The 22,558-nt window shown below is 72.4% G+C and carries 15 protein-coding genes; 8 read left to right on the top strand and 7 right to left on the bottom strand.

The window, feature by feature from the left end; all coding sequences use genetic code 11:
* Nucleotides 1-50: 50 nt before the first annotated feature.
* From OG875_RS17945 to OG875_RS17930, 4 genes are all read left to right on the top strand, one after another.
* Entirely contained in the window at nt 51-770 is a 720-nt protein-coding gene (locus OG875_RS17945) for a GOLPH3/VPS74 family protein (RefSeq protein ID WP_330175234.1), read from the top strand.
* A 378-nt stretch (nt 771-1,148) separates the two neighbouring features.
* Nucleotides 1,149-2,006 carry a helix-turn-helix domain-containing protein gene (locus tag OG875_RS17940; protein WP_330175233.1) on the top strand — a complete coding sequence of 286 codons (858 nt, stop codon included), beginning with the start codon at nt 1,149-1,151 and terminating at the stop codon, nt 2,004-2,006.
* A gap of 197 nt (nt 2,007-2,203) precedes the next feature.
* On the top strand, nt 2,204-2,413 hold the full coding sequence (locus OG875_RS17935) for a DUF397 domain-containing protein (RefSeq protein ID WP_330175232.1): 210 nt from the start codon (nt 2,204-2,206) through the stop codon (nt 2,411-2,413).
* A gap of 548 nt (nt 2,414-2,961) precedes the next feature.
* Nucleotides 2,962-4,545, top strand: a complete 1,584-nt coding sequence (locus OG875_RS17930; RefSeq protein WP_330175231.1) for a sodium:solute symporter family protein — start codon at nt 2,962-2,964, stop codon at nt 4,543-4,545.
* A 799-nt stretch (nt 4,546-5,344) separates the two neighbouring features.
* On the opposite strand, the gene OG875_RS17925 is transcribed toward OG875_RS17930, so the two are convergent.
* The 5 genes from OG875_RS17925 to murJ form a co-directional block, all read right to left on the bottom strand.
* Nucleotides 5,345-6,460, bottom strand: a complete 1,116-nt coding sequence (locus OG875_RS17925; RefSeq protein WP_330175230.1) for an ADP-ribosylglycohydrolase family protein — start codon at nt 6,458-6,460, stop codon at nt 5,345-5,347.
* A 385-nt stretch (nt 6,461-6,845) separates the two neighbouring features.
* Nucleotides 6,846-9,455, bottom strand: coding sequence for a bifunctional FO biosynthesis protein CofGH (locus OG875_RS17920; protein ID WP_443079134.1), 2,610 nt, complete (start codon nt 9,453-9,455; stop codon nt 6,846-6,848).
* A gap of 253 nt (nt 9,456-9,708) precedes the next feature.
* Nucleotides 9,709-11,046: an FtsX-like permease family protein gene (locus OG875_RS17915; RefSeq protein WP_330175228.1), complete on the bottom strand. Its 1,338-nt coding sequence runs from the start codon at nt 11,044-11,046 to the stop codon at nt 9,709-9,711.
* A gap of 2 nt (nt 11,047-11,048) precedes the next feature.
* Nucleotides 11,049-11,861 (bottom strand): ABC transporter ATP-binding protein, encoded by an 813-nt coding sequence (locus OG875_RS17910; RefSeq protein WP_330175227.1) that lies wholly within the window; start codon nt 11,859-11,861, stop codon nt 11,049-11,051.
* A 191-nt stretch (nt 11,862-12,052) separates the two neighbouring features.
* The gene (murJ, locus tag OG875_RS17905) at nt 12,053-13,804 is read right to left on the bottom strand and encodes a murein biosynthesis integral membrane protein MurJ (protein ID WP_443079133.1); all 1,752 of its coding nucleotides are present in this window, start codon (nt 13,802-13,804) and stop codon (nt 12,053-12,055) included.
* A 101-nt stretch (nt 13,805-13,905) separates the two neighbouring features.
* Here murJ and OG875_RS17900 point away from each other — a divergent pair, with 101 nt between their 5' ends.
* Entirely contained in the window at nt 13,906-14,421 is a 516-nt protein-coding gene (locus tag OG875_RS17900) for a DinB family protein (protein WP_330175226.1), read from the top strand.
* 505 nt (nt 14,422-14,926) lie between these two features.
* Here OG875_RS17900 and OG875_RS17895 read toward each other — a convergent pair.
* A complete protein-coding gene (locus OG875_RS17895; protein ID WP_330175225.1) occupies nt 14,927-15,754 on the bottom strand; it encodes an LLM class F420-dependent oxidoreductase in 828 nt (275 codons plus the stop codon).
* A gap of 436 nt (nt 15,755-16,190) precedes the next feature.
* Here OG875_RS17895 and OG875_RS17890 point away from each other — a divergent pair, with 436 nt between their 5' ends.
* From OG875_RS17890 to OG875_RS17880, 3 genes are all read left to right on the top strand, one after another.
* Nucleotides 16,191-17,753, top strand: coding sequence for a CehA/McbA family metallohydrolase (locus OG875_RS17890; RefSeq protein ID WP_330175224.1), 1,563 nt, complete (start codon nt 16,191-16,193; stop codon nt 17,751-17,753).
* Between the two features lie 375 nt (nt 17,754-18,128).
* A complete protein-coding gene (locus tag OG875_RS17885) occupies nt 18,129-21,092 on the top strand; it encodes an AfsR/SARP family transcriptional regulator (RefSeq protein ID WP_330175223.1) in 2,964 nt (987 codons plus the stop codon).
* 392 nt (nt 21,093-21,484) lie between these two features.
* Entirely contained in the window at nt 21,485-21,658 is a 174-nt protein-coding gene (locus OG875_RS17880) for a sigma-like protein (protein ID WP_330175222.1), read from the top strand.
* Nucleotides 21,659-21,976: 318 nt separating this feature from the next.
* On the opposite strand, the gene OG875_RS17875 is transcribed toward OG875_RS17880, so the two are convergent.
* Nucleotides 21,977-22,477, bottom strand: coding sequence for a hypothetical protein (locus OG875_RS17875; protein WP_330175221.1), 501 nt, complete (start codon nt 22,475-22,477; stop codon nt 21,977-21,979).
* Nucleotides 22,478-22,558: the final 81 nt, after the last annotated feature.

Genomic DNA, 22,558 nt, shown 5'->3' with positions numbered 1-22,558 from the left:
ACCAATGTGAGAGGGGTCACCCTGTCATTCATCCACGCGGGGAGGCATGGATGGGCAGGAGCCGCAGAACAATTCCGGAGGAGCTTCTGCTGCTCGCTCTGGACCCGGCCACGGGTACCACAGCGCAGCCGCAGTCGCTCGACCTCGGCCTGGCCGGAGCACAGCTAGTGGAGCTGGCTCTGGCAGGACGGATAGCCCCTGACGGGGATCGTATCGCCGTGGTGATGCCACGGCCGACCGGAGATCCGACCTTGGACTCCGCGCTGGAACTGCTGCGCAGACGTGGCAGTCCGGTCCGCGCGGTTCACTGGATCGGCGGGCCCCGACTGGGGCTGCGCCAGATTTACCTCTCGCATCTGGAACGGTGCGGCATGGTTCATGCCGTCGAGGGCCAGATGTGCGGAGTACTGCCGACGACGCGCTACCAGGCTGCGGAGACGGCGATCAGCCGCGACATCAGGTCACGGCTGGACAGTGCGATCCGCACCGGTGTACCGCCGGACCCGCGGACCGCGGCGCTCGCCGCACTGGCCCACGCGGTCGGTCTGGGCAAGCACCTTTACCCCGGTAACGAGGGGCGCTCGTCGCGCTCCCGGCTCCGGGACCTGATCAGGCACGACCCGATGGGCGGCCTCGTGGCGCACGCCGTGATGGACGTCCAGAACGGTGTGGCCGCGCAGCCGCGCCGTAATCCCGCACCGGGAGGCCGACCGCCGGCCGTACCGATGCAGCCGCAGCGCGGAAGCATGGCCCGCGCGGCGGCGCACTGAGGGCGCACGACACCGGGTACGACACCGAGGAAGGCAGCGGGTACGACGAGCGGCGCGCTCGCCGGACCCACCGGACTCGGCGAACTCGGCGAGAAAAGACGGACCGTGAGGCGCGCGGGTGTGCGACATCCGCCGCGCCGGACGTCCCCGGAGACCCGTTCGGGAGCCGCAAAAGGGCGCGCGGGGCAGGCCGTTGAGACGGCCTGCCCCGCGCGTCGCGGCGCGCCCGAATACCAAATCGGGTTGCCGCGTGTCCACTTGCCGTCCGGGCTTCTCTCTCTGTGGCCGTTTTCCAGCGCGACCCGGCCCATTGGTGGCAGTCTGCTGAGACGTAGACACTCAGAGCTACGCAGTTACTCAGCAGGAGGTGCCGTTTCCGTGGCGTCCAGTGTCAATCCCACCGTCAGGCGACGCCGATTGGGCCAGGAGCTGCGCCGGCTCCGAGAACTCAAAGGCATGACGGCGGAGGAGGTGGCGGAGCGTCTGCTGGTCTCCCAGTCGAAGATCAGCCGGCTGGAGAACGGCCGCCGTTCCATCAGCCAGCGCGACGTCCGCGATCTGTGCGGGGTGTACGAGGTCGAGGACGCCCGTCTCGTCGAATCGCTGATGCAGATGGCCAAGGACTCGCGCCAGCAGGGCTGGTGGCACGCCTTCGGCGACATCCCGTACAGCGTCTACATCGGTCTGGAGACGGACGCGGCCTCGCTGCGGGTGTACGAGCCGCAGGTGGTGCCCGGTCTGCTCCAGACGCGCGGGTACGCGGAGGCGCTGATCACCGGCGCGCTGCCGGAGTCCTCGCCGGCGGACGTCGACAAGCGCGTCAGCGTACGGGTACGCCGCCAGGAGCGGGTCAACACGCCCGATCAGCCGCTGCGGCTGTGGGCCGTGATCGACGAGTCCGCGCTGCGCCGGGTGGTCGGCGGCAAGGTGCTGATGCGGGAGCAGCTGGAGCACCTGGTCGAGCTGTCGCAGCTGCCCCATGTGACGGTGCAGGTGCTGCCGTTCGGGATGGGCGCCCATCCGGGGATCAGCGGGCATTACGCGATTCTCGAATTCCCCGAGGCCACGGATTCCAGCGTGGTCTACATCGAGGGCGTCACGAGCGATCTTTATCTGGAGAAGGCGAACGACGTCCAGAAGTACAGCGTGATGTACGAACACCTGCGGGCGCAGGCACTGAATGCGGAACAGACGCGCGAGTTCATCGCGGAGATCGCCAAGGAGTATGCCCGCTAAGGCAGTTCAGCAGTGGCGGGACAGGGCGGGGGCGAGAGAATACACCCGGTGGACCGATGGAGGAAGAGTTCACCGGGTAATTCCATCCGGTCGAGTGAATGGCGACCCCACACAACGATTCCGGATAGTAGCGTCGATCATGCCAGCGAGATGTTGGCGCGTTGTGACACCACTTGCTGAATCGGAGCGAACCGAACATGGCAATTATTCAGGGCGCCACGGACACCTGGACCAAGTCCTCGTACTCCGGCGGAAACGGCGCGTGCGTCGAGGTCAGGTCTCCCGTCGTGCGGGCCGTCGCCGTGCGGGACTCCAAGGCCCCGCAGGGCCCGTCGATCACCTTCGTCCCGGGATCGTGGAACACGTTCGTGCGTGAGATGAACCAGGGCGCCTTCCACCTCGGCTGAGCCGCCCGCCCACCCCCACCCGCCGCAGCTCGGCACATCACAGCTGGACACACCACAGCTGGACACACCCCAGCTCGGCACCGTAAGACTCCGCTCGGCGCAACTGCCCCGCAGCGCAATCGGATTGAGCCCTCTCGACCTGTCCGCCGTCCCGGCCGAGGGGGCTCTGCCATGCCCTCGGCGGGCCGGGCCCCGCTCTCAGTTCACCCGAACTCCCTCTCGGCCGCACGGGACCCGCATCCCGTGCGGTCGTTCCTGTCGGCGGTGCCGTCCTCGTTCGTACGGCGTTCGTACGGCGTTCTGACGAAGCGCTCGCCCATCGTGTGGTTCCCGTCACGTTCACGACAACGCCCCACAAGGTCAAGAGCTGGCAAAATCGTTCGGCTTTCTGATCCATGTTCACATCTATGACCACTGGAACCCTTGACCCGCCCTCGCGAATAGCGGTTCAATCCCCCAAGTCCCCGCTCCCGCACGGGGCCCCGCTGACCGGACGTACTGACGGAGAGCATCCCCACGTTCACAAGGCGGACCCCTGGAGGGGGCACATGAACAGTCTCGACTGGACCGTGCTCATCGGATACTTCGGTGTGATGGTCGCGATCGGCGTCTGGTCCCACAAGCGCGTGGGCGACGTCCACGACTACTTCACGGCCGGCGGCAAGATGCCCTGGTGGCTGTCCGGGATCTCGCACCACATGTCCGGCTACAGCGCGGTCATGTTCACCGGATACGCCGCCATCGCGTACACCTACGGCGTCACCTCGTACGTCACCTGGTCGTTCCCCATCGCCATCGGCATCGCGATCGGCGCCAAACTCTTCGCTCCCCGCCTCAACCGGGTGCGCTCGCGGCTGCGGGTCTCCTCACCGCTGGAGTATCTGAAGAACCGTTACAACCTGCCCACCCAGCAGGCCCTCGCCTGGTCCGGCGTGCTGCTGAAGATCGTGGACGTCGGCGCCAAGTGGGCGGCCATCGCCACCCTGTTGTCCGTCTTCACCGGTGTCTCGCTCAACACGGGCATCCTGATCACGGGCGCGGTCACCGCCGTCTACTGCACCGTCGGCGGGCTGTGGGCCGACGCGCTCACCGAACTGGGGCAGTTCATCATCCAGTTCGTCGCCGGTATCGCGATGCTGGTCGCCGTCCTGGCGGAGCTGGGCGGCTTCAGCAGTCTGTGGAAGGTCTGGGACGAGCCCGAACTCCAGGGCCACACCGAGCCGTTGGCCGGGCCGTACATGATGGTCTTCCTGATCGCGTATCTGTTCATCAAGACCTTCGAGTACAACGGCGGCATGTGGAACCAGGCGCAGCGCTACATGGCGACCGACTCCGCCGCGTCCGCCACCCGTTCCGGCGCGCTGTCGGCCGTGCTGTGGCTGCTCTGGCCGCTGGTGCTGTTCTTCCCGATGTGGGTGGCGCCGGTCCTCATCGACACGGACGTGCCGGCCGACAGTTACGCGCTGATGGCCGAACAGCTCCTGCCGCACGGCCTGTTGGGCCTGGTCATCGTCGGCTTCTTCTCGCACACGATGGCCATGTGCTCGTCGGACGCCAACGCCATCGCGGCGGTCGTGACCCGCGACATCATGCCCGCCGTCTCCCGCCGGGTACGGGAGTGGGACACCCGGGCCGGGCTGCTGGCGGCCCGCTGGACGACGCTGCTCTTCCTCGGGCTGTCGATGGCCGTCGCGACGCAGGTCAACTCGCCCTTCTTCGGCGACATCATCACCGTCGTGATCAAGTGGGTGGCCGGTCTGATGGGCCCGATCGCGATCCCGCTGATGCTCGGCCTGCTGCCCTGGTTCCGCAGGAGCGGCCCGACGGCCGCGCTGGTCAGCTGGGGCGTCGGTCTGGTCACCTTCTGGCTGGTCAACTACCCGATCAGCTGGAACGTGGAGGGCGGGGTGCCGCTCCAGTACCAGGTGTCGATCCCGCTCGCCGTCTCGCTCGTCCTGTACGTGGCGATCGGCTACCTCAAGCCGGAGGACACCCCGGAGCGGGACGCCGTACTGGAGAAGATCAACAACGACGACGACGGTTCGGACGCGCTCGCGGCGGCCGTCGCCGTCCCGGCGCCCGGTGCGCCGGGCGACACGAAGCCGCACCGCCGCGAGGGCGCGGACGGCTGAGGGCGCGTGGGCGCGTGAGCGCCGTTTCCGGGCGGGCCGCGTGGACGGCCCGCCCGTCGGGGCGGGCCGCGGGGGCGCCCGGTCGCCGGTGCGTCCGGCGGCGGGCGGCCCGGTCGGTGACCTACACGGTGGGCGGCCTGGCCGGTCCCGTACGGTGTTGGGCCGCCCGCCTGGCCGATCGCGGCACCCGCTGGGCTGCACGCCTGCCCGGTCGCGTACGAGGTGAGCTGCCCACCCGGAGGTGCGCCCACCCGCCGGCCTACGCGGTGGGCCGCCCCGGGCCCGCCTGCGCGCCCGCCCGGTGACGTACGCGCCGGGCCGGTTGTCCCGTCGCGTTCGCGGCAGCCTGCCCGATCCCGTACCCGCCTGCCCGGTGGGACGCCCGGTCGCGTTCGCCGTGAGCTGCCGCCCGTCCGGTGACGCACCCGCCGGGCCGCTCGCCCGGCCCGGCCGGTCGCGTACGAGGTGAGCTGCCCACCCGGAGGTGCGCCCACCCGCCGGCCTACGCGGTGAGCCGCCCCGGGCCCGCCCGTACCCGCCTGCGCGCCCGTCCGGTGACGCACGCGCCGGGCCGGTTGTCCCGTCGCGTTCGCGGCAGCCTGCCCGATCCCGTACCCGCTTACCCGGTGGGACGCCCGGTCGCGTTCGCCGTGAGCTGCCGCCCGTCCGGTGACGCACGCGCCGGGCCGCTCGCCCGGCCCGGCCGGTCGCGTACCCGCCTGCCCGGGGGGCCGGCCGGTCGCGTAAGCCGTGCGGCGCCCGTCCACCCGGTCGCCCACGGCGCCCGACGCGCGTGGGGTCAGCCGCGTGGGTAGCGGGTCAGCCAGCCGGATTCCGTGATGGCCGGGCCGTGCAGCGCGGGGCCCTGCGTCATCTCCATCGCGAAGTCGTCGGCGATCTCCAGCAGCGTGGCGCGCCCCTCCAGCTCCGCCAGCCACGCGGGCGGCAGCGCCGTCTCCCCGTGCATCGCGCCGAGCAGGGCCCCGCAGAGCGCCCCGGTCGCCGAGGACGGCCCGTCGTGGTTGACGGCCAGCCGCAGCCCGTGGCGTACGTCCTCGCCGACCAGCGCGCAGTACACGGCCGCCGAGAGCGCGTCCTCCGCCGCCCAGCCCTTCGCCAGCGCGGCGACCCGCCCCGGGGTCGGGACCCCCTGCCGTACGGCTCCCAGCGCCTGCCCCAGCGCGTCGGTCACGGGCTGGTGGCCGGGGCGCTGGGTCAGCAGCGCCAGGGCCCGCTGGACGGCCGCGTCGATGCCGTCTCCGCGCGCGACCCCGTGCACGATCACGGCGAGGGCGCCCGCCGAGAGATACGCGGTCGGGTGGCCGTGCGTCTGCGTCGCGCACTCGACGGCCAGCTGGCAGACCAGCTCCGGCTCCCAGCCGACCAGCAGCCCGAACGGCGCCGAGCGCACCACCGCGCCCGCGTCGCGCGCGGTGGGGTTCTTGGGCCGGTCCAGGGTGCCCATCTGTTCGTCGGCCAGCCCGGCCAGACAGGACGGGCTCGGGTCGCGGCGCGCGTACAGCCACTCCTGCTGGGCGAGCCAGCCGTTGTCCTTGCGGCGCTCGTCGGGCCCCCAGTCGCTCTGGGTGGCGGCCCAGCGCAGATACGCGCGGTGCACGTCGGTCGGCGGGTGCCAGGCGCCCGTGTCGCGCCGCACCTGGGCGCGGATGAGGCCGTCGACGGTGAACAGGGTCAGCTGGGTCGCCGCGGCGACCGCGCCGCGCCGGCCGAAGGCGGGAGCGAAGTCGGCGGCGCCCTCGGCGCCCTGCGGGGCCTGGTTCCCACCGAGGGCGAGGGTGTCGACCCCGGCGCCCAGCGCGTCGCCGACGGCTCCTCCGAGAAGGCATCCGCGGACGCGGCTGCGGAAGTCCTGCTGTTCCGCCCGGCCCCATATGGCGGTGGCTGGCCTGTTCACCCGTCCCTCCCTCCCGAGTCGTGAACGCACGTCTGGCGCAGCACTGTAATCGAACGGGAACGGACGGTTCAGCACGGGCGCCCGCCGTCCGTTCCGTCCCCCGTCAGTCCCCCGCCCGTCACCTGATCGGAAGAGGATCGGAAGAGGATCGCAGGACGATCCGAGGGCGGGCGGGCGACGGCGGGGGAACGGGCGGTCGTCGGGCTGGCGACGGCCCGGCGAAGATCGGGCGAAGGTCCACCGGCGGCGGGGAGCGACCGGGAACGCGGCCGGAGGCCCCGGAGGGCCGTCCGCGGAAGCTCCCCGGACGGCCCGGGGCGGCACTGAGGCGGCACTGGGTGTGGGGCCGAGGGCGGGCCGGGGGCAGGTCGCCCCCGGCCCCGTGTCACTCCGCCGCGGGCAGCAGCGGCAGCAGGTCCGGCAGGTGCCCGTCGGACGCCTCCGCCGCGCGTACGCGCTCCTCGGGCACCTCGCCGTACAGCGTCGTGCGCGGCCTGGCCGGGCGCCCGGCGGCCTCGGCGATGGCGACCAGGTCCTTGACCGAGCGGTACGAGCCGTAACCGGACCCCGCCATACGGGAGATGGTCTCCTCCATCAGCGTCCCGCCCACGTCGTTGGCGCCGGAGCGCAGCATCTCGGCCGCGCCCTCCGTGCCGAGCTTCACCCAACTGGTCTGGATGTTGGTGATGTACGGGTGGAGGAGGAGCCGGGCCATCGCGATGACCGCGCGGTTGTCGCGGTCGGTGGGGCCGGGGCGGGCGATGCCGGCCAGATAGACGGGCGCGTTGGTGTGGATGAACGGCAGCGTGACGAACTCGGTGAAGCCCTCCCGCCCCTCCTCCAGCGCCTTGCGCTGCATACCGGCCAGTGTGCGGAAGTGGCCCAGCCAGTGGCGGGGTTGGTCCACATGGCCGTACATCATCGTGGAACTGGACCGGATGCCGAGCGAGTGCGCGGTCTCCACGACCTCGATCCAGGTCGCCGCCGGCAGCTTGCCCTTGGTGAGGATCCAGCGCACCTCGTCGTCCAGGATCTCGGCGGCCGTGCCGGGGATCGAGTCAAGTCCCGCCTCCCGCGCGGCGGTCAGCCAGTCGCGGATCGACATCCCGGTACGGGAAGCCCCGTTGACGACCTCCATCGGGGAGAAGGCGTGCACATGCATGCCGGGGACGCGTTCCTTCACGGCGCGCGCGATGTCGAAGTACGCGGTGCCGGGCAGGTCCGGATGGATGCCGCCCTGCATACAGACCTCGACGGCGCCGACGTCCCACGCCTGCGCGGCGCGGTCGGCGACCTGGTCGAGCGAGAGGGTGTAGGCGTCGGCGTCCGTACGGCGCTGCGCGAAGGCGCAGAAACGGCAGCCGGTGTAACAGACGTTGGTGAAGTTGATGTTGCGCGTGACGATGTACGTGACGTCGTCGCCGACCACCTCGCGGCGCAGTTCGTCGGCGATCCGGGTGAGCGCGTCGAGCGCGGGGCCGTCCGCGTGGAGCAGGGCGAGCGCCTCGTCGTCGGTGAGCTTCGTCGGGTCGTCGGCCGCCCGGGACAGCGCCTGCCGGACGTCGGTGTCGATGCGCTCGGGGGCCATGCCGGGGGCGGCGGCCTCGCGCAGGGCGTCCCAGTCGCCGTACACGTGGTCGAAGTCCTCGCGGCGGTCGCCGGTGCGGCCCTCGGTGTCGATGGTGCGGTGCAGGTCGGTGCGGCCGGTGGCGGTGAAGCCCTCGTCGGGTTCCTGCCACGGCAGCCCGGCCGGGATGACGCCCTCGCGGGCGAGACCGGTGTCCGGGTCGGCGAGCGCGCGCACGTGCGGCATCAGGCGCGGGTCGAGCCAGGGCTCGCCGCGAAGGATGAACTCCGGGTAGATCGTGAGCCGTTCACGCAGCGCGAACCCGGCGTCGGCGGTACGCGCGGCGAGTTGGTCGATGTGCGGCCAGGGGCGTTCGGGGTTGACGTGGTCGGGGGTGAGCGGGGAGACGCCGCCCCAGTCGTCGATGCCGGCCCCGATGAGGAGCGCGTACTCCTCGTCCACGAGGTTGGGCGGCGCCTGGATACGGGCGGCCGGGCCGAGGAGATGGCGGGCGACGGCGATGGTGGCGGCCAGTTCCTCCAGTTCGGCGTCGGGCATGGCGCGCATGGCGGTGTCGGGCTTGGCGCGGAAGTTCTGGACGATGACTTCCTGGATGCCGTGGTAGGCGCGGGCGGTGCGGCGCAACTCGAAGAGGGAGTCGGCGCGTTCGTCGTAGTTCTCGCCGATGCCGATCAGAATGCCGGTGGTGAAGGGGACGTTGGAGCGGCCCGCGTCCTCAAGTACCCGCAGCCGTACGGCGGGTTCCTTGTCCGGCGAACCGTGGTGCGGGCCGCCGGGCTCGGACCAGAGCCGGGTGGCGGTGGTCTCCAGCATCATGCCCATGCTGGGCGCGACGGGCTTGAGCCGCTGGAAGTCGGTCCAGCCGAGCACACCGGGGTTGAGGTGCGGGAGGAGTCCGGTCTCCTCCAGGACGCGGACGGCCATGGCCCGTACGTACGCGAGCGTGTCGTCGTACCCCTCGGCCTCCAGCCACTCCCGGGCCTCGGGCCAGCGGTCCTCGGGGCGGTCGCCGAGGGTGAACAGCGCTTCCTTGCAGCCCAGTCGGGCGCCCTCACGGGCGATGTCGAGGACCTCGTCCGGGGACAGGAACATGCCGTGGCCGGCGCGGCGGAGCTTGCCGGGGACGGTGACGAAGGTGCAGTAGTGGCACTTGTCGCGGCAGAGGCGGGTGAGCGGGATGAACACCTTGCGGGAGTACGTGATGACGCCGGGGCGTCCGGCGGCTTCGAGCCCGGCGTCACGTACGCGGGCGGCGGAGGCGGCGAGGTCCTTCAGGTCGTCGCCGCGTGCCTGGAGCAGAACGGCGGCCTCGGCGGCGTCGAGCGCGACACCGTCCCTGGCTCGTTTGAGTGCGCGGCGCATGGCGTTGGCGGTGGGGGCGGAAGGGGCCGTGGCGCTCGTCGTCATGACTCCGAGCATACGAGCGGGGGCGGGCGTTCCGAGGGGGCGCCGGGTGGGCGGACGTTCCGAGGGGCGTCGGGCGGGGCGGACGTTCCGAGGGGTGCACCGGGTGGGGCTGAGGGGCGCGCCGGGTGGGGCGGAGGGGCGCGCCGCCGGTGGACGGGTCCGGGAACGCCCGGAGGGGCGGTCGCGGCCCGCGACTGCCCCTCGGCGGCTCTTTCGGTAGGGTGCCCCGCTCCGTGCCGGGGCGGGCGTGGTGTCAGGCGGCCAGCGTGACCGCCTCGACGGCCGGGGTCCGCAGCCCCCGGTACGCCGTACCGACGCTCGTCACGATCGTCGCCGCCGCGCCGATACCGACGACCAGCAGCCAGATCCCGAGGTCCTGGTCCGGGACCGTGGTGCCGGTGCGGGCGATGCTGTAGGGGACGATTCCGGCGATCGCCGCCACCGTCGCGAAGAACACACCGGTCACGGTCAGGATGACCGACTCCAGCCCGATCATCCCGAGGATCTGCCCCGAGGTGGCCCCGGCGAGACGCTGCTGGCCGAACTCCCGGGTGCGGTAGGTGGTCGCCGCGTACAGGCTGTTGACGAGCATGATGCAGGAGAAGAGCACGACGATGCCGACGACGACGAAGTTCAGCGTCTCGACGCTCTTGTCCTCGCCCGTCGGGGAGATCCCGGACGCCGCGACCGCGTCGGTCCCGATGGCCTGCATGTAGAGGGTGGCGCAGGCGATGCCGATGAAGAGGATCAGCGGCATCAGCACGGCGGAGAGCTGGGAGGCGCGCCGGCGCATGTTGTGCACCGTCAGATAGCCGCTGGCGCCGGTGAGCGCGGTGAACGGGCGGGCCAGGACACCGAGCAGGAAGCTCAGGAGCGACGGCGCGAGGAAGGAGAAGCCCACCGCGAGGAGGATGGCGCCGTAGCCGGGGGCGGCCATCATCGCCGGGTCCGTCTTCTCGAACGCGGAGGTGGAGAGGATGCCGCCGACGCCGGCGAGGAGGGCGGCGACGCCGGCGACGTGCTTGACCCGGCCGCGGGACCTGGTGCCGCCCGCCGCGGCCCTGGTGGCCCGGCGTACCGCGAGGAACGCGGCGCCGACGGAGGCGATCAGGGTGATGGCGAAGCCGGACGAGAGGGCGATCGGGCCGAAGACGTGGTCCACGTTCCCGGCGACCTGGTCGGTGTCCTTGAAGAGGACGAGCAGCTGCCGGCCGGCGATCACCGCCGGTCCGATCGCGAGCAGCGTCCCGGCGACCGCCACGGCGACGGCCTCGGACACGACCATCCGCTTGATCTGGGCGGGTGTCGCGCCGCTGCGGCGCAGCAGCGCGATCTCCTCGCCGCGCTGGCGGACGTTGACGGTGAGGGTGGAGGCGATGGCGAAGAAGACGAGGAGCGTGCCGTAACCGCCCACCACACCGGCCGAGATGGTGAGGGTCTCCTCGCTGATCGAGTCGAGGCCGGGGGCGGCGGCGGTGTCGTGGTTGGCGTTGAACGTCATCACGACGAGGGCGCCGAGGAAGGTCGAGAGGAGGGTGGCGAGGAAACGTCCGGGGCGCTGCCGGACGGAGCGCATGGCGATCGTGAACATGGTCAGACTCCCGCGTAGGTCGAGGCGGCGGACGGGCCGGCGGGGCGGCTGACGGTGTCGCCGAGGTGGGCGAGGCGCTCGGCGACGGCGTCGACGGTGGGGCGGTCGAGGTGCCCGGCGAGACGGCCGTCGGCGAGGAAGAGGACGGAGTCGGCGTAGGAGGCGGCGACGGGGTCGTGGGTGACCATGACGACGGTGCGTCCGTGGATCCGTACGGTCTCCTGGAGGAGGTGCAGGACGTCGCGGGCGCTGCGGATGTCGAGGGCGCCGGTGGGTTCGTCGGCGAAGACGACGGCGGGTTCGGTGACCAGGGCGCGGGCGATGGCGACGCGCTGCTGCTGGCCGCCGGAGAGCTGGTCGGGCAGGTGGGTGAGGCGGTCGCCGAGGCCGACCTGGGCGAGGATCTCCCGGGTACGGGCCCGGTCGACGCGGCGGCCGGCGAGCTTGAGGGGCAGGACGGTGTTCTGCTCGACGGTCAGGGTCGGCAGCAGGTTGTAGCGCTGGAAGACGAACCCGATCCGCCTCCTGCGGAACTTCGTGAGGGCCGCCTCGCTGCCGCCGGTCATCTCCTCACCGTCCACGACGACCCGCCCGCTGTCGGGCCGGTCGAGCCCGGCCGCGCACTGGAGCAGCGTCGACTTGCCCGACCCGGAGGGCCCCATCACGGCGGTGAACGTCCCCGCGCGAAGATTCAGCGACACCCCGTCCAGAGCGGTCACGGCGTTCTCGGTCCCGCCGTACACCTTGCTCACGTGCTCCAGCCGCAGCGCCTCGTCACTCCTGGCCGGGCGGCTGGTGTTCTTCCGACGCATCATGATCGCTCCTTGTGTCGGGCACTCCCTGCGCCCTGCAAAAGACGCTACGGACACGGCGGTTGACCCACATTGGGCGTACGACCCGAGTCACGGGTGTCACTGGGTACACCCCTGACCGGGGAGGATCCCCCGGGAGACGGGAGTGAGGGCGGGGCGCTCCGTCCGGCTCCGCACCGAACCGGGCTCTCCCGTCAACGCCCCGTCCGGGAGCGGACCATGGCCGTCAGGGCCGTCAGTTCCGGGATGCGGAGCAGGTGGGCTGTGGGGAGGAAGATCAGGAGGAAGGTTGTCGCGCCCGCCGTCAGGGCGAGGAGGGACGGGAGCGCGCCGTCGCCCAGGGTGCGGGTGAGGGCGTACGACGCCGTGCCCGCCGCGAGTGCCGCCGGGGTCGAGGCCATGATCAGGCGGGCGTAGGTGCGGCGTACGCGGGGGCCGTCCAGATCGCCGCCGAGGCGGCGGCGCAGGCGGCGCCAGGCGATGCCGACGCCGACGGCGTAGCCGAGGCCGTACGAGGCGGCCATGCCGACCACGGCCCAGCGCGCCGGGAGGACGGCGAAGCAGAGGGCGGACGCGCCGGCGTTGACCAGGGCGACAACGAGCGTGTTGTAGAAGGGGGTTCGGGTGTCCTCGTACGCGTAGAAGCCGCGCAGCACCACGTACTGCACCGAGTACGGCACGAGGCCGAGCCCGAACGCCATCAGTGCGAAGCCGATGCCCCGCGCGCCCTCCGCGCCGGAGCCCGCGTAGAGCAGGGTCGCCGTCGGGACGCCGAGTGCGAGGAAGGCGAAGGCGCACGGCACGATCGCGACGGCGGAGGTCCGCAGGCCGTACGAGATGTCGTCGCGTACGGCCACCGCGTCGCCGTCTGCGGCGGCGCGGGAGATGCGCGGGAGGACGGCCGTCATGACGGAGACGGTGATGATGGCCTGCGGCATCTGCCAGAGCAGCAGGGCGTAGTTGTAGGCGGTGATGCCGGTGCCGGTGTGGCCGGCCGCTTCGGCCGTCGCGCCCGCCTCGGTGGCGAGTTGAGTGACGACGATCATGCCGAGCTGGTTGGCGAGCACGAAGAGCAGCGTCCACTTGGCGAGGCCCAGTGCCTTGCCGAGTCCGTGGCCCCGGAAGTCGAAGCGCGGGCGGAGGCGGAATCCGGCGGCGCGCAGGTACGGGAGCATGGCGAGCGCCTGGACGGCGAGGCCGGTCAGGGTGCCCAGGCCGAGGAGCCGTACGCCCTCCGGGGTGATCGTGTCGGGGGTGACACCGGTGGCGGTGAAGCCGCCGAATGCCCAGATGAAACCGCCGAACGCCGCGATGATCACCAGGTTGTTGAGGACCGGGGTCCACATCATGGCGCCGAACCGGCCGCGCGCGTTGAGGATCTGGCCGAGGACGACATGGGCGCCCATGAAGAAGATGGTCGGCAGGCAGTAGCGGGCGAACGCGACGGTGACGGCGAGCCGTCGCGGATCGTCCGCGATCTCCGGCGACATGAGGTGGACGAGGTACGGCGCGGCGGCGACGCAGAGCGCGGTGACGGCCGCGAGCACGACCAGCACGAGGGTGAGGAGGCGGTTGGCGTACGCCTCGCCCCCGTCGTCGTCCCTCTTCATGGCGCGTACGAGTTGGGGGACGAAGACCGCGTTCAGCGCGCCACCGCCGACCAGGACGTAGATCATGGCGGGCAGGACGTTGGCGACCTGGTACGAGTCGTTGAGGGTGCCGAGGCCGACGGCCGCCGCCATGACCAGGGTGCGGGCGAAGCCCGTGACACGGGAGACGATCGTGCCGGCGGCCATGAGGGCACTGGACCTGGCCACCCCGGCGGGACCCTGTTCCGAGGGTGTCGGTGGTGTCGGTGGTGTCGGTGGTGTCGGTGGTGTCGGTGGTGTCGGTGGTGTCGGTGGGAGTCTCAGAGTGACGGTGTCGTGATCGTCCGGCGCGCTCATCCGTACACTCTTTCACCCGCGATCCGAGTGAACTCCCGCGCCGGGCCCGTGCGGGAAGGCTCCCCCGGTGTCCCGGGCGGGCCGGAGTAGGTTGGGCCACCATGAACACCGACGACCGTGTCGCTCCGCCGCTGATGGGCAGTGAGCGGGAGACCCTGCGGGCCCAGCTCGACCATCACCGGGCCACCCTTGCCCGGAAGTGCGCCGGGCTCGGTGACGACGCGTTGCGGCGGCTGTCCATGCCGCCGTCGACGCTGTCGCTGCTGGGGCTCGTACGGCATCTGGCCGAGGTCGAACGCGCGTGGTTCCGGCGGGTGTTCGAGGACAACGCGTCGCCGATGCTGTGGTCGCCGCCGGGCGAGATCGACTTCCAGGCGGCGTACGACGCGAGCGGCTCGACCCGCGCCGAGGCCTTCGGTGTCTGGGAGGCCGAGGTCGAGAACTCCCGGCGGGTCGAACAGGCCGCCGGGTCACTGGATGTGACGGGCCATCAGCCACGTTGGGGCGAGGACGTCTCGCTGCGGATGGTGATGACGCACGTGCTGCTGGAGTACGCCCGCCACAACGGCCACGCGGACCTGCTGCGCGAGGGCGTGGACGGGACCGTGGGGGTGTAGCCCCGGACGGCCCCCGGGCACCGAAGCGTACGCGGCGACGGGGGTGTCGGTGCCCGGGGCGGGCCGTGTCCCGTAGGCCGCGTCGGTGGCCCACACCGGTTGTGGCGGAGCCCTCGCGGCGGTCGGCGTGCCGGAGCGTGGGCGCCCGCGCGGCGCCGGGGTGCGTCGTCGGCGCACCCCGGCGGCGGTCGGACGGCACGGGTCAGGCGCGGTCGGCCGGGGGCAGGCGGGATGCGGCCCCCGTCTGCCGTCCTTGTCGCCGTTCTCCGCGCCGAGCGGCACGCTCGTCCCGGGCCGGGTGAACTCGTCGGCCCGGACGGTGCGCGTGCCGCCGATGCACGACGGTGCGCCTCACACGAGCGGCCACCCCCCGCTCGGCCGCTACCGCTCGTGCGGATCCACGCCCGCCCCCGCAGTCGTCGTGCAGCCTGCTCCGGCGCGGGAATGAGGCAACGCGGGAACGGGAGAATCAACGACAGACCCGACGGCGCGTGCGGCAGCGCGGCTACACGTACGGCGCGAAGTCGTCGAGCGTCCGCAGGACTTCGGCCTCGTCGCCCGGCGGCAGTTGCAGCACCACCTCCGTCAGGCCCAGGTCCTCGAAGCGTGCCAGCTTGCCCGGTGAGGGGAGCACGGCGTACGGGACGACCTGGAGGGCTTCCGGTGAACGGCCCGCTTCCTCCCAGCACTTGCGCAGGGCCGGGATCGACTCCTCCAGGCCCCGGCCGCCGATCGGCAGCCAGCCGTCCGCCTGTTCGGCGATCCGGGCGAAGAGCTTGGGTCCGGCCGCACCGCCGACGAGGGTGCGCGGGGTGCCGTTCGCCGGTTTGGGGTGCGCCTCGCTGGGGCGTACGGCGGCGAACTCGCCCTCGTACGGCGTCGGTTCGGGCGCCCACAGCGCGCGCATCAGGGCCAGGCGGTCCCAGCCGAGTTCGCGGCGCGTCGTCCATTCGACACCGTGGTCCGCCGCCTCCTCCTTGTTCCAGCCGAAGCCGAGACCGAGGGTGAACCGGCCGCCCGACAGATGGTCGAGCGTGGCGATCTGCTTGGCCAGGTCGATCGGGTCGTGCTGGGCGACGAGGGTGATGCCGGTGCCGAGGCCGAGGCGTTCGGTGACCGCCGCCGCCTGGGCGAGCGCGACGAAGGGGTCGAGGGTGCGGCCGTACTCGCGCGGCAGGTCACCGCCCGCCGGGTACGGGGTGGTCCGCTCGACCGGGATGTGGGTGTGCTCGGGCAGATAGAGCCCGGCGAAGCCACGTTCCTCCAGTTCACGTGCGAGCCGTACAGGAGTGATCGTCTCGTCGGTGAGGAAGATGGTGGTCGCGATCCGCATACGGGCGTTCTCTCTTCGGTCGGAGGGAGGAGGGTCGGGGAGGGGCGGGACGGGGAGCGTCGGAAGGGCGGAAGGTCGGTGGAGTCAGGTGGCGGAGGGGCGGAGGGGCGGGGGCGGAGAACGGCGAGGCTCCGGGCCGCGTCCCCATCCGTGCCCGGTCCGGCCCGACTGATGCACCGATGCGCCGCGCCGCCGACGTGCGTTCCCGCGCGGCCGACGTGCGTTTAACCCGCCGACGTGCCTCCCCGCGGCCGACGTGCGTTTAACCCGCCGACGTGCGTCCCCGCCGCCGACGTGCGTCCCACACGCCGTGCCCACCACCGGCAATGTGCGCACCATCTTCCGCCCCCCTTCCCTTGCACCGGCGTTCACGGCTCAATACCAGGGTTCCAGTGCACCGATTCCTGTCCCTCTCGACCCCCGGGGAGCCGCCGGCATGTGCAACGACCACACGGAACACGCGACGGAACACCGGACGGAACACGCGATCGGCAGACGCGGTCTGCTGGTGACCGGAGCCGCCGCCGCCCTTACGTTGGGCAGTGTGAGCTTCGCCGAGGCGGCACCCGGAGGGGGTACGGGGAGCACCGGGACCCGCACCGTCAGCGGCACCCTGCCGCCCGGTTCCCCCGACTACGTCTATCTGCCCGTCGACGTCCCGCGCGGGGTGCGCGAGATCCACGTCGCGTACAGCTACCAGCGGCCCGCCGTCCCCGCCGGGACCCAGGGCAACGCCCTGGACATCGGTGTCTTCGACGAGCGCGGCACCGACCTGGGCGGAGACGGTTTCCGGGGCTGGTCGGGCGGCGCGCGTACGGAGTTCTTCCTCCGCGCCGACGAGGCGACCCCCGGCTATCTGCCGGGCCCGGTCCGGGCCGGGCGGTGGCACATCGTGCTCGCGCCGTACACCGTCGCGCCGGGCGGGCTTCCGTACGAGGTCACGATCACCCTCACGTACGGTGCCCCCGGCCGCACCCCGCGCCCGGTCCATCCGCCCGAGCGGGCCAAGGGGCGCGGGCGCGCCTGGTACCGGGGCGACTGCCATCTGCACTCCGTGCACTCCGACGGGCGCCGCACCCCCGCCGAGATCGCGGCGGGGGCGCGGGCCGCCGGGCTGGACTTCATCAACACCAGCGAGCACAACACCTCGTCCGCGCACGGCGCTTGGGACGGGCTGTGGGGCGACGACCTGCTCATCCTCACGGGCGAGGAGATCACCACCCGCAACGGTCATGTCGTGGCCATCGGCATGGACCCGGGCACGTTCGTCGACTGGCGCTACCGGGCGCGTGACAACCGCTTCGGGCACTACGCCCGCCAGATCAGGCGCGCGGGCGGTCTGGTGGTGCCCGCGCACCCGCACGCCACCTGCATCGGCTGCAACTGGAAGTTCGGTTTCGGCGACGCCGACGCGGTCGAGGTGTGGAACGGGCCCTTCACCCCGGAGGACGAGGTCGCTCTCGCGTCCTGGGACAACTCCCTTGTCTCGTCGGCGCGTTCGGGACGGCCGTGGCTTCCGGCGATGGGCGGCAGCGACGCGCACCGGGACCCCGAGCCGATCGGGACGCCCCAGACCGTGGTCCTCGCCGACGAACTGTCCCGTGAGGCGGTCCTGGCCGGTATCCGCGCGGGCCGCAGTTATGTCGCCGAGTCGTCGGCGGTCTCCGTGACCTTCGGCGCGTCCGGCGGACGCGGTCTGCACGCGGGCATCGGTGAGCGGCTGCGGGTGGCCGACGACGACCCGGTGACGGTACGGCTTGAGGTCACCGGCGCCCCGGCGGGCAGCACGGCGCGCCTGGTCACCGACCAGGGGACGCTGCACACGGTCACGCTGCCCGCCCCGGGCACGGGCACGGCCTCGGGGACCGTGGAGTGGCGGACGACGGCGCGGTACGCGACGTACGTACGCGCCGAGGTACGCCGCCCGGCGACGGCCCCGCCCCTGCCCGGCAACTTCGTCGCGCTGACGAATCCGGTGTTCCTGGGACGCGGGGCGTAGGCGCCGACCGGGCGCCCCGGGTCCGCCGGGCGGGCGGCGCTGGTCTCGGACACGGGGCACAACCACTACCTGGTCCGACCAGGTCCGGCGCCCCGGGCCGCCGTGTGCCGGGGACCGCCGCTGATCCCCGACGCTCGGCGCAACCACTCACCGGGCGCCCCGGGTCCGCCGGCCGCGCGACCGCCGCTGCCGATGCCCGGTGTCCCCGCCCCGGTGGGCGTCCGGACCGCGCCGACGGATCTCGATTTACCTGGAGCCGTCGCCTCCTTTACCGTGTCGAGGGCTTGTGCAGACCCCCGCCCGAGGCTGACGCCGCCACTCCGGACAAGGCAGACTGTCGGGGGCGATACCGGCAGTTCGGGGGCAGGGGGAGCTATGGACCGTGACAGCGGGCCGCGCGTACCGGAGCGACGTGCTCCGGCCACACCGGACACGGCGCCGGGCCCGGCCGAGGCGCTGCGGTTCGCGGTCCTCGGGCCCGTACGCGCCTGGCGGGGCGCCGAGTTGCTGCCCTCCGGCTCGCCCCAGCAGCGGGCGCTGCTCGCCGCGCTGCTCCTGCGGGACGGCCGTACCGCCACCGCCGGGGAGCTGATCGACGCCATCTGGGGCGAGTCCGCGCCGTCCCAGGCGCTGGCCGCCGTACGGACGTACGCGTCCCGGCTGCGCAAGGTCCTCTCCCCCGGGGTGCTGGTCAGCGAGTCCGGCGGGTACGCGCTGCGCACCGCGCCCGACGCCCTGGATCTCGGTGCGGCACGGGAGTTGGCGGCGGGTGCCGAGAAGGAGCGGGCGTCGGGCAACCGCAGACAGGCCCGTGATCTGCTCAACAAGGCGCTCGGGCTGTGGGACGGCGAGCCGCTGGCGTCGGTGCCCGGTCCGTACGCGGAGACCGAGCGCGCCCGGCTGGAGGAGTGGCGTCTCCAACTCGTCGAGGGGCGGCTGGACATCGACCTGGAGCTCGGCAGGCACGCCGAGGCCGTCTCCGAACTCACCGCGCTCACCGCCGTACACCCGCTGCGCGAACGGCTGCGCGAACTGCTGATGCTGGCCCTCTACCGCAGCGGCCGGCAGGCCGAGGCGCTGGCCGTGTACGCGGACACGCGCCGGCTTCTCGCCGACGAACTGGGCGTGGACCCCCGGCCCGAACTGGCCAGGCTCCAGCAGCGCATCCTGCGGGCCGACGACGAACTGGCCCGTCCGGTGGAGGAGACCGCGCCGGTCGCGACCTTCACCCGGCCCGCCCAACTCCCCGCCACGGTGCCGGACTTCACCGGACGGGAGGCGTTCGTACGGGAGCTGGGCAGCCGGCTGGCGAGCGCCGAGGGATCGGTGATGGCGGTCTCCGCGCTGGCCGGTATCGGCGGCGTGGGCAAGACGACACTCGCGGTGCACGTGGCGCACGCGGCCCGGCCGCGCTTCCCCGACGGCCAGTTGTACGTGGACCTCCAGGGCGCGGACGCGCGGTTCGCCGAACCGGAGGCCGTACTGGGCTCGTTCCTGCGGGCGCTGGGCACACCCGACTCGGCGATCCCGGACTCGCTGGACGAGCGCTCGGCGCTGTACCGCTCGGCGCTGGACGGCCGGCGGGTGCTGATCCTGCTCGACAACGCGCGCGACGCCGCCCAGGTGCGTCCGCTGCTGCCGGGTACGGAGGGCTGCGCCACGCTCGTCACGAGCCGGGTCCGGATGGTGGATCTGGCGGGTGCCCATCTGGTCGACCTGGACGTGATGTCGCCGGAGGAGGCGCTTCAGCTGTTCACCCGGATCGTGGGCCGGGAGCGGGTCGGCTCCGAGCGCGAGGCGGCGCTGGACGTCGTCGCCGCCTGCGGGTTCCTGCCGCTCGCGATCCGGATCGCCGCCTCCCGGCTGGCCGCGCGCCGCACCTGGACGGTGTCGGTGCTGGCGGCGAAACTCGCCGACGAACGCCGTCGGCTGGACGAACTCCAGGCGGGCGACCTGGCGGTGAAGGCGACCTTCGAGCTGGGGTACGGCCAGCTGGAGCCCGCGCAGGCCCGCGCGTTCCGGCTGCTGGGGCTGGCCGACGGCCCGGACATCTCGCTGGCGGCGGCGTCCGCCGTACTGGATCTGCCGGCGCACGAGACCGAGGACCTGCTGGAGTCCCTGGTGGACACCTCGCTGGTCGAGTCGGCGGCGCCCGGCCGCTACCGCTACCACGATCTGGTCCGGCTCTACGCGCGCGCCTGCGCCGACCGCGACGAACAGCCGCCCACCGGGATCGAGTCGGCGCTCTCCCGGCTGCTGGACTTCTATCTGGTGACGGCGGGGCGGGTCTACACCATCGAGCGGCCGGGCGACCGGCTCCGGGACCATCTGGAGCCGGCGGAGTACGAGGGGCTGGTCTTCACCGACCGGCACCAGGCGCAGGACTGGCTGTACGCGGAGGCCGACTGCCTGCTGGCGTGCGCCCGGCAGGCGGCGGGCGGGGCCAGGCTGCGGAGCGCCGTCGACCTGCTGTGGGCCGCGCAGGACCTGGCGGAGTCGGGCGCCAACTCCAAGTCGTACGAGACGGCGGCCCGTTCGGCGCTGGCGGCGGCGCGCGCGGCGGGCGACGCCCGTACGGAGGGCCGGGCGCGGACGTCGATGACCAACGTCCATCTGGTGGCGGGCCGTTACGAGGAGGCGGACGAGGAGGCCCGGCAGGCGGCGGCGCTGGCCGAATCCGTACGGGACCCGGCGCCCGTCTACTGGTCGGACAACGACCGGGGCATCATCGCCTTCAACCAGGGCCGGTTCACGGACGCCGAGGAGCATCTGCTCCGGGCGATGGAGGGTTCGCGCGCCGACGGCAACCGCCCCGGCGAGGCGAGCGCCCTGTGCAACCTCTCGCGCATCCAGCTCTCCCTGGGCCGTACGACGCGGGCCATCGCGCTGGCCGAGCAGGGCGTCGAGGTGTACGGCACCATCGGCCACACCCTGCGGCTCTCCAACGCCCGCTACGCGCTGGGGATCGCGCTCACCCACGCGGGGCGGCACCAGGAGGCGCTGGAGCAACTGGCCGAGGCGCTGGACGGGTTCGAGACGAACCGGCAGCGGCTGTGGGAGGGCACCACCCACTTCCGGATCGCCCAGGCCCATCTGGCGGCGCGGCGGGCCGCACGGGCGGCGCAGCACGCCGAGCAGGCGCTGGTGCTCGGCTGCATCGGCGGCGACCGGACCCGGGCCAATCTGCTGATCACGCTGGGCAAGGCGCTGGAGAGTCTGGGGCAGGCGGACCGGGCGCGGGTGTGCTGGCGGGAGGCGCTGGCACTGCACGAGGCGTCGGGCGCGGCGGAGGCCGAGGAGGTACGGGAGCTGCTGGCCCCGCCGCTCAGCGCGGCGTAGGCGGCGTCCCGGGCTTCGGGGTTCCGGTCGTGGTCCCCGATTCGCCGATTCGCCGTTTCCCCGGGGTTCCGGTCGTTTGCCGTGCGGCGCGGCGGCTTGCTCTCGGGGCCCGGAGCTGTCGCGCGGGGCGGGGCTGGCTGATGAGGTGTCCGATGCCTTACGAGGTGCCCGGCCTGGGCGTTCATCGAATGTTTATGCTCATTCGGCATGCTCCAGTGCACATTCGATCCGTCGCCTCGGGGGGCAGACGGGACGAACGGGTCCCTCGTTTCCGAAGGGAGACGGGGGTCTCACCGGCCTTCTGCCCGGCGACCTCGGGGGAGTATCCGGGCGGAAGGCCGCTTTCCGTACGAACAGCGCAATCCCAGCAGCGCAATCCCAAGGGGCGAAAGATGAGCAACGCCGAGAAGAACGCGGACGACATCACCACGCAGGGGGACCACCACACGCCCGCGCCGCCGAAGAACGGCACGACCACCCAGGGCGACCACCACACTCCGGCACCGCCGAAGGACGGGACGGTCAAGCCGCTGGGTGACCACCACACTCCGGCGCCGCCGAAGTAGCAGCGGGAGCCGGTCGGGACCACCGGGGGAACGGCCGGAGCACCAGGGGGAAACGGCCGGACCGGAGGCGGTCGCGGCGGCGGGGGAGGGTGCCGCCGCGGCCGTCCCGCGAAGCATGGGGGACGCGGGGGGCTCGGGAACAGAGGGGAGACGGGGGGAAGACCGGGGGGAAGCACGGGGGAAGCGGGGGAACACGGGGGAAACACGAGAGACGGCGACGGCCGGGACCGTTCAGGGGGCCCCGGCGGTCGTCGTCTCTTCGTGTGCCGCCGCCGACGGCGCCGCACGGGCGCCGGTTGGCGGACCGTACGGTCTGCGTCAGACGGTGCTGCGGGTCGCGCCGACGACCTCGCACTCGCCGCCGGCGTCGCCGCCCTTGGCGCCGGTGTCCGGGACGAGGACGTCGAGCGACTTGGTGGAGCCCGCCATGACGTGGGAGATGGCGCCGGACTCGCTCGCGAGCGTGGCCCCGAAGGCGTCGTTGAACTCGACGGTGAAGGTGTAGTCGTAGATCTCGTCACCGGTGTTCGAGGCGGTGACCTCGGCGGTGAACCCGTCGGCCTCGTCGTACTCGCACGCGCCGATCGTCAGATCCCGCGCGGCGTCGTACTCGTTGGAGCCACCGCCCGACGAGAAGCCCCCGCCGGAGCCCGACGTGCCGTCGTAGTCGTCGTCGGAGTCGCTGTCCAAGTGGCTGCCGCTGGAACTGCTGGAGCTGCTCGAACTGGAGCACCCGCCGCCGCCGGAGCCACGGGCGCCGGTCAGCGCGACCAGGGCGATACCGAAGACGGCTATGGCACGGACATGGCGAATTTTCACTTCAACCCCCGTTGAATGTGACGCGTCGTGCGACGCGTGAAGTGATGCGGTTGGTCGGTCTTTCCGCCCTTTTGTCGGGCT

It is taken from the genome of Streptomyces sp. NBC_01498 (assembly GCF_036327775.1).
In the GTDB taxonomy this organism is placed as follows: domain Bacteria; phylum Actinomycetota; class Actinomycetes; order Streptomycetales; family Streptomycetaceae; genus Streptomyces.
Note: the sequence above shows the minus strand (reverse complement) of the source record. Positions and strands in the feature narration are given on the sequence as shown.

Excerpts from the sequence above, each read along its gene's own strand:
- OG875_RS17945 (WP_330175234.1), top strand. The coding sequence starts at position 51 with ATGGGCAGGAGCCGCAGAACAATTCCGGAGGAGCTTCTGCTGCTCGCT.
- OG875_RS17935 (WP_330175232.1), top strand. The coding sequence starts at position 2,204 with ATGGCAATTATTCAGGGCGCCACGGACACCTGGACCAAGTCCTCGTAC.
- OG875_RS17930 (WP_330175231.1), top strand. The coding sequence starts at position 2,962 with ATGAACAGTCTCGACTGGACCGTGCTCATCGGATACTTCGGTGTGATG.
- OG875_RS17920 (WP_443079134.1), bottom strand. The coding sequence starts at position 9,455 with ATGACGACGAGCGCCACGGCCCCTTCCGCCCCCACCGCCAACGCCATG.
- OG875_RS17915 (WP_330175228.1), bottom strand. The coding sequence starts at position 11,046 with ATGTTCACGATCGCCATGCGCTCCGTCCGGCAGCGCCCCGGACGTTTC.
- OG875_RS17910 (WP_330175227.1), bottom strand. The coding sequence starts at position 11,861 with ATGATGCGTCGGAAGAACACCAGCCGCCCGGCCAGGAGTGACGAGGCG.
- murJ (WP_443079133.1), bottom strand. The coding sequence starts at position 13,804 with ATGAGCGCGCCGGACGATCACGACACCGTCACTCTGAGACTCCCACCG.
- OG875_RS17900 (WP_330175226.1), top strand. The coding sequence starts at position 13,906 with ATGAACACCGACGACCGTGTCGCTCCGCCGCTGATGGGCAGTGAGCGG.
- OG875_RS17895 (WP_330175225.1), bottom strand. The coding sequence starts at position 15,754 with ATGCGGATCGCGACCACCATCTTCCTCACCGACGAGACGATCACTCCT.
- OG875_RS17890 (WP_330175224.1), top strand. The coding sequence starts at position 16,191 with ATGTGCAACGACCACACGGAACACGCGACGGAACACCGGACGGAACAC.
- OG875_RS17885 (WP_330175223.1), top strand. The coding sequence starts at position 18,129 with ATGGACCGTGACAGCGGGCCGCGCGTACCGGAGCGACGTGCTCCGGCC.
- OG875_RS17880 (WP_330175222.1), top strand. The coding sequence starts at position 21,485 with ATGAGCAACGCCGAGAAGAACGCGGACGACATCACCACGCAGGGGGAC.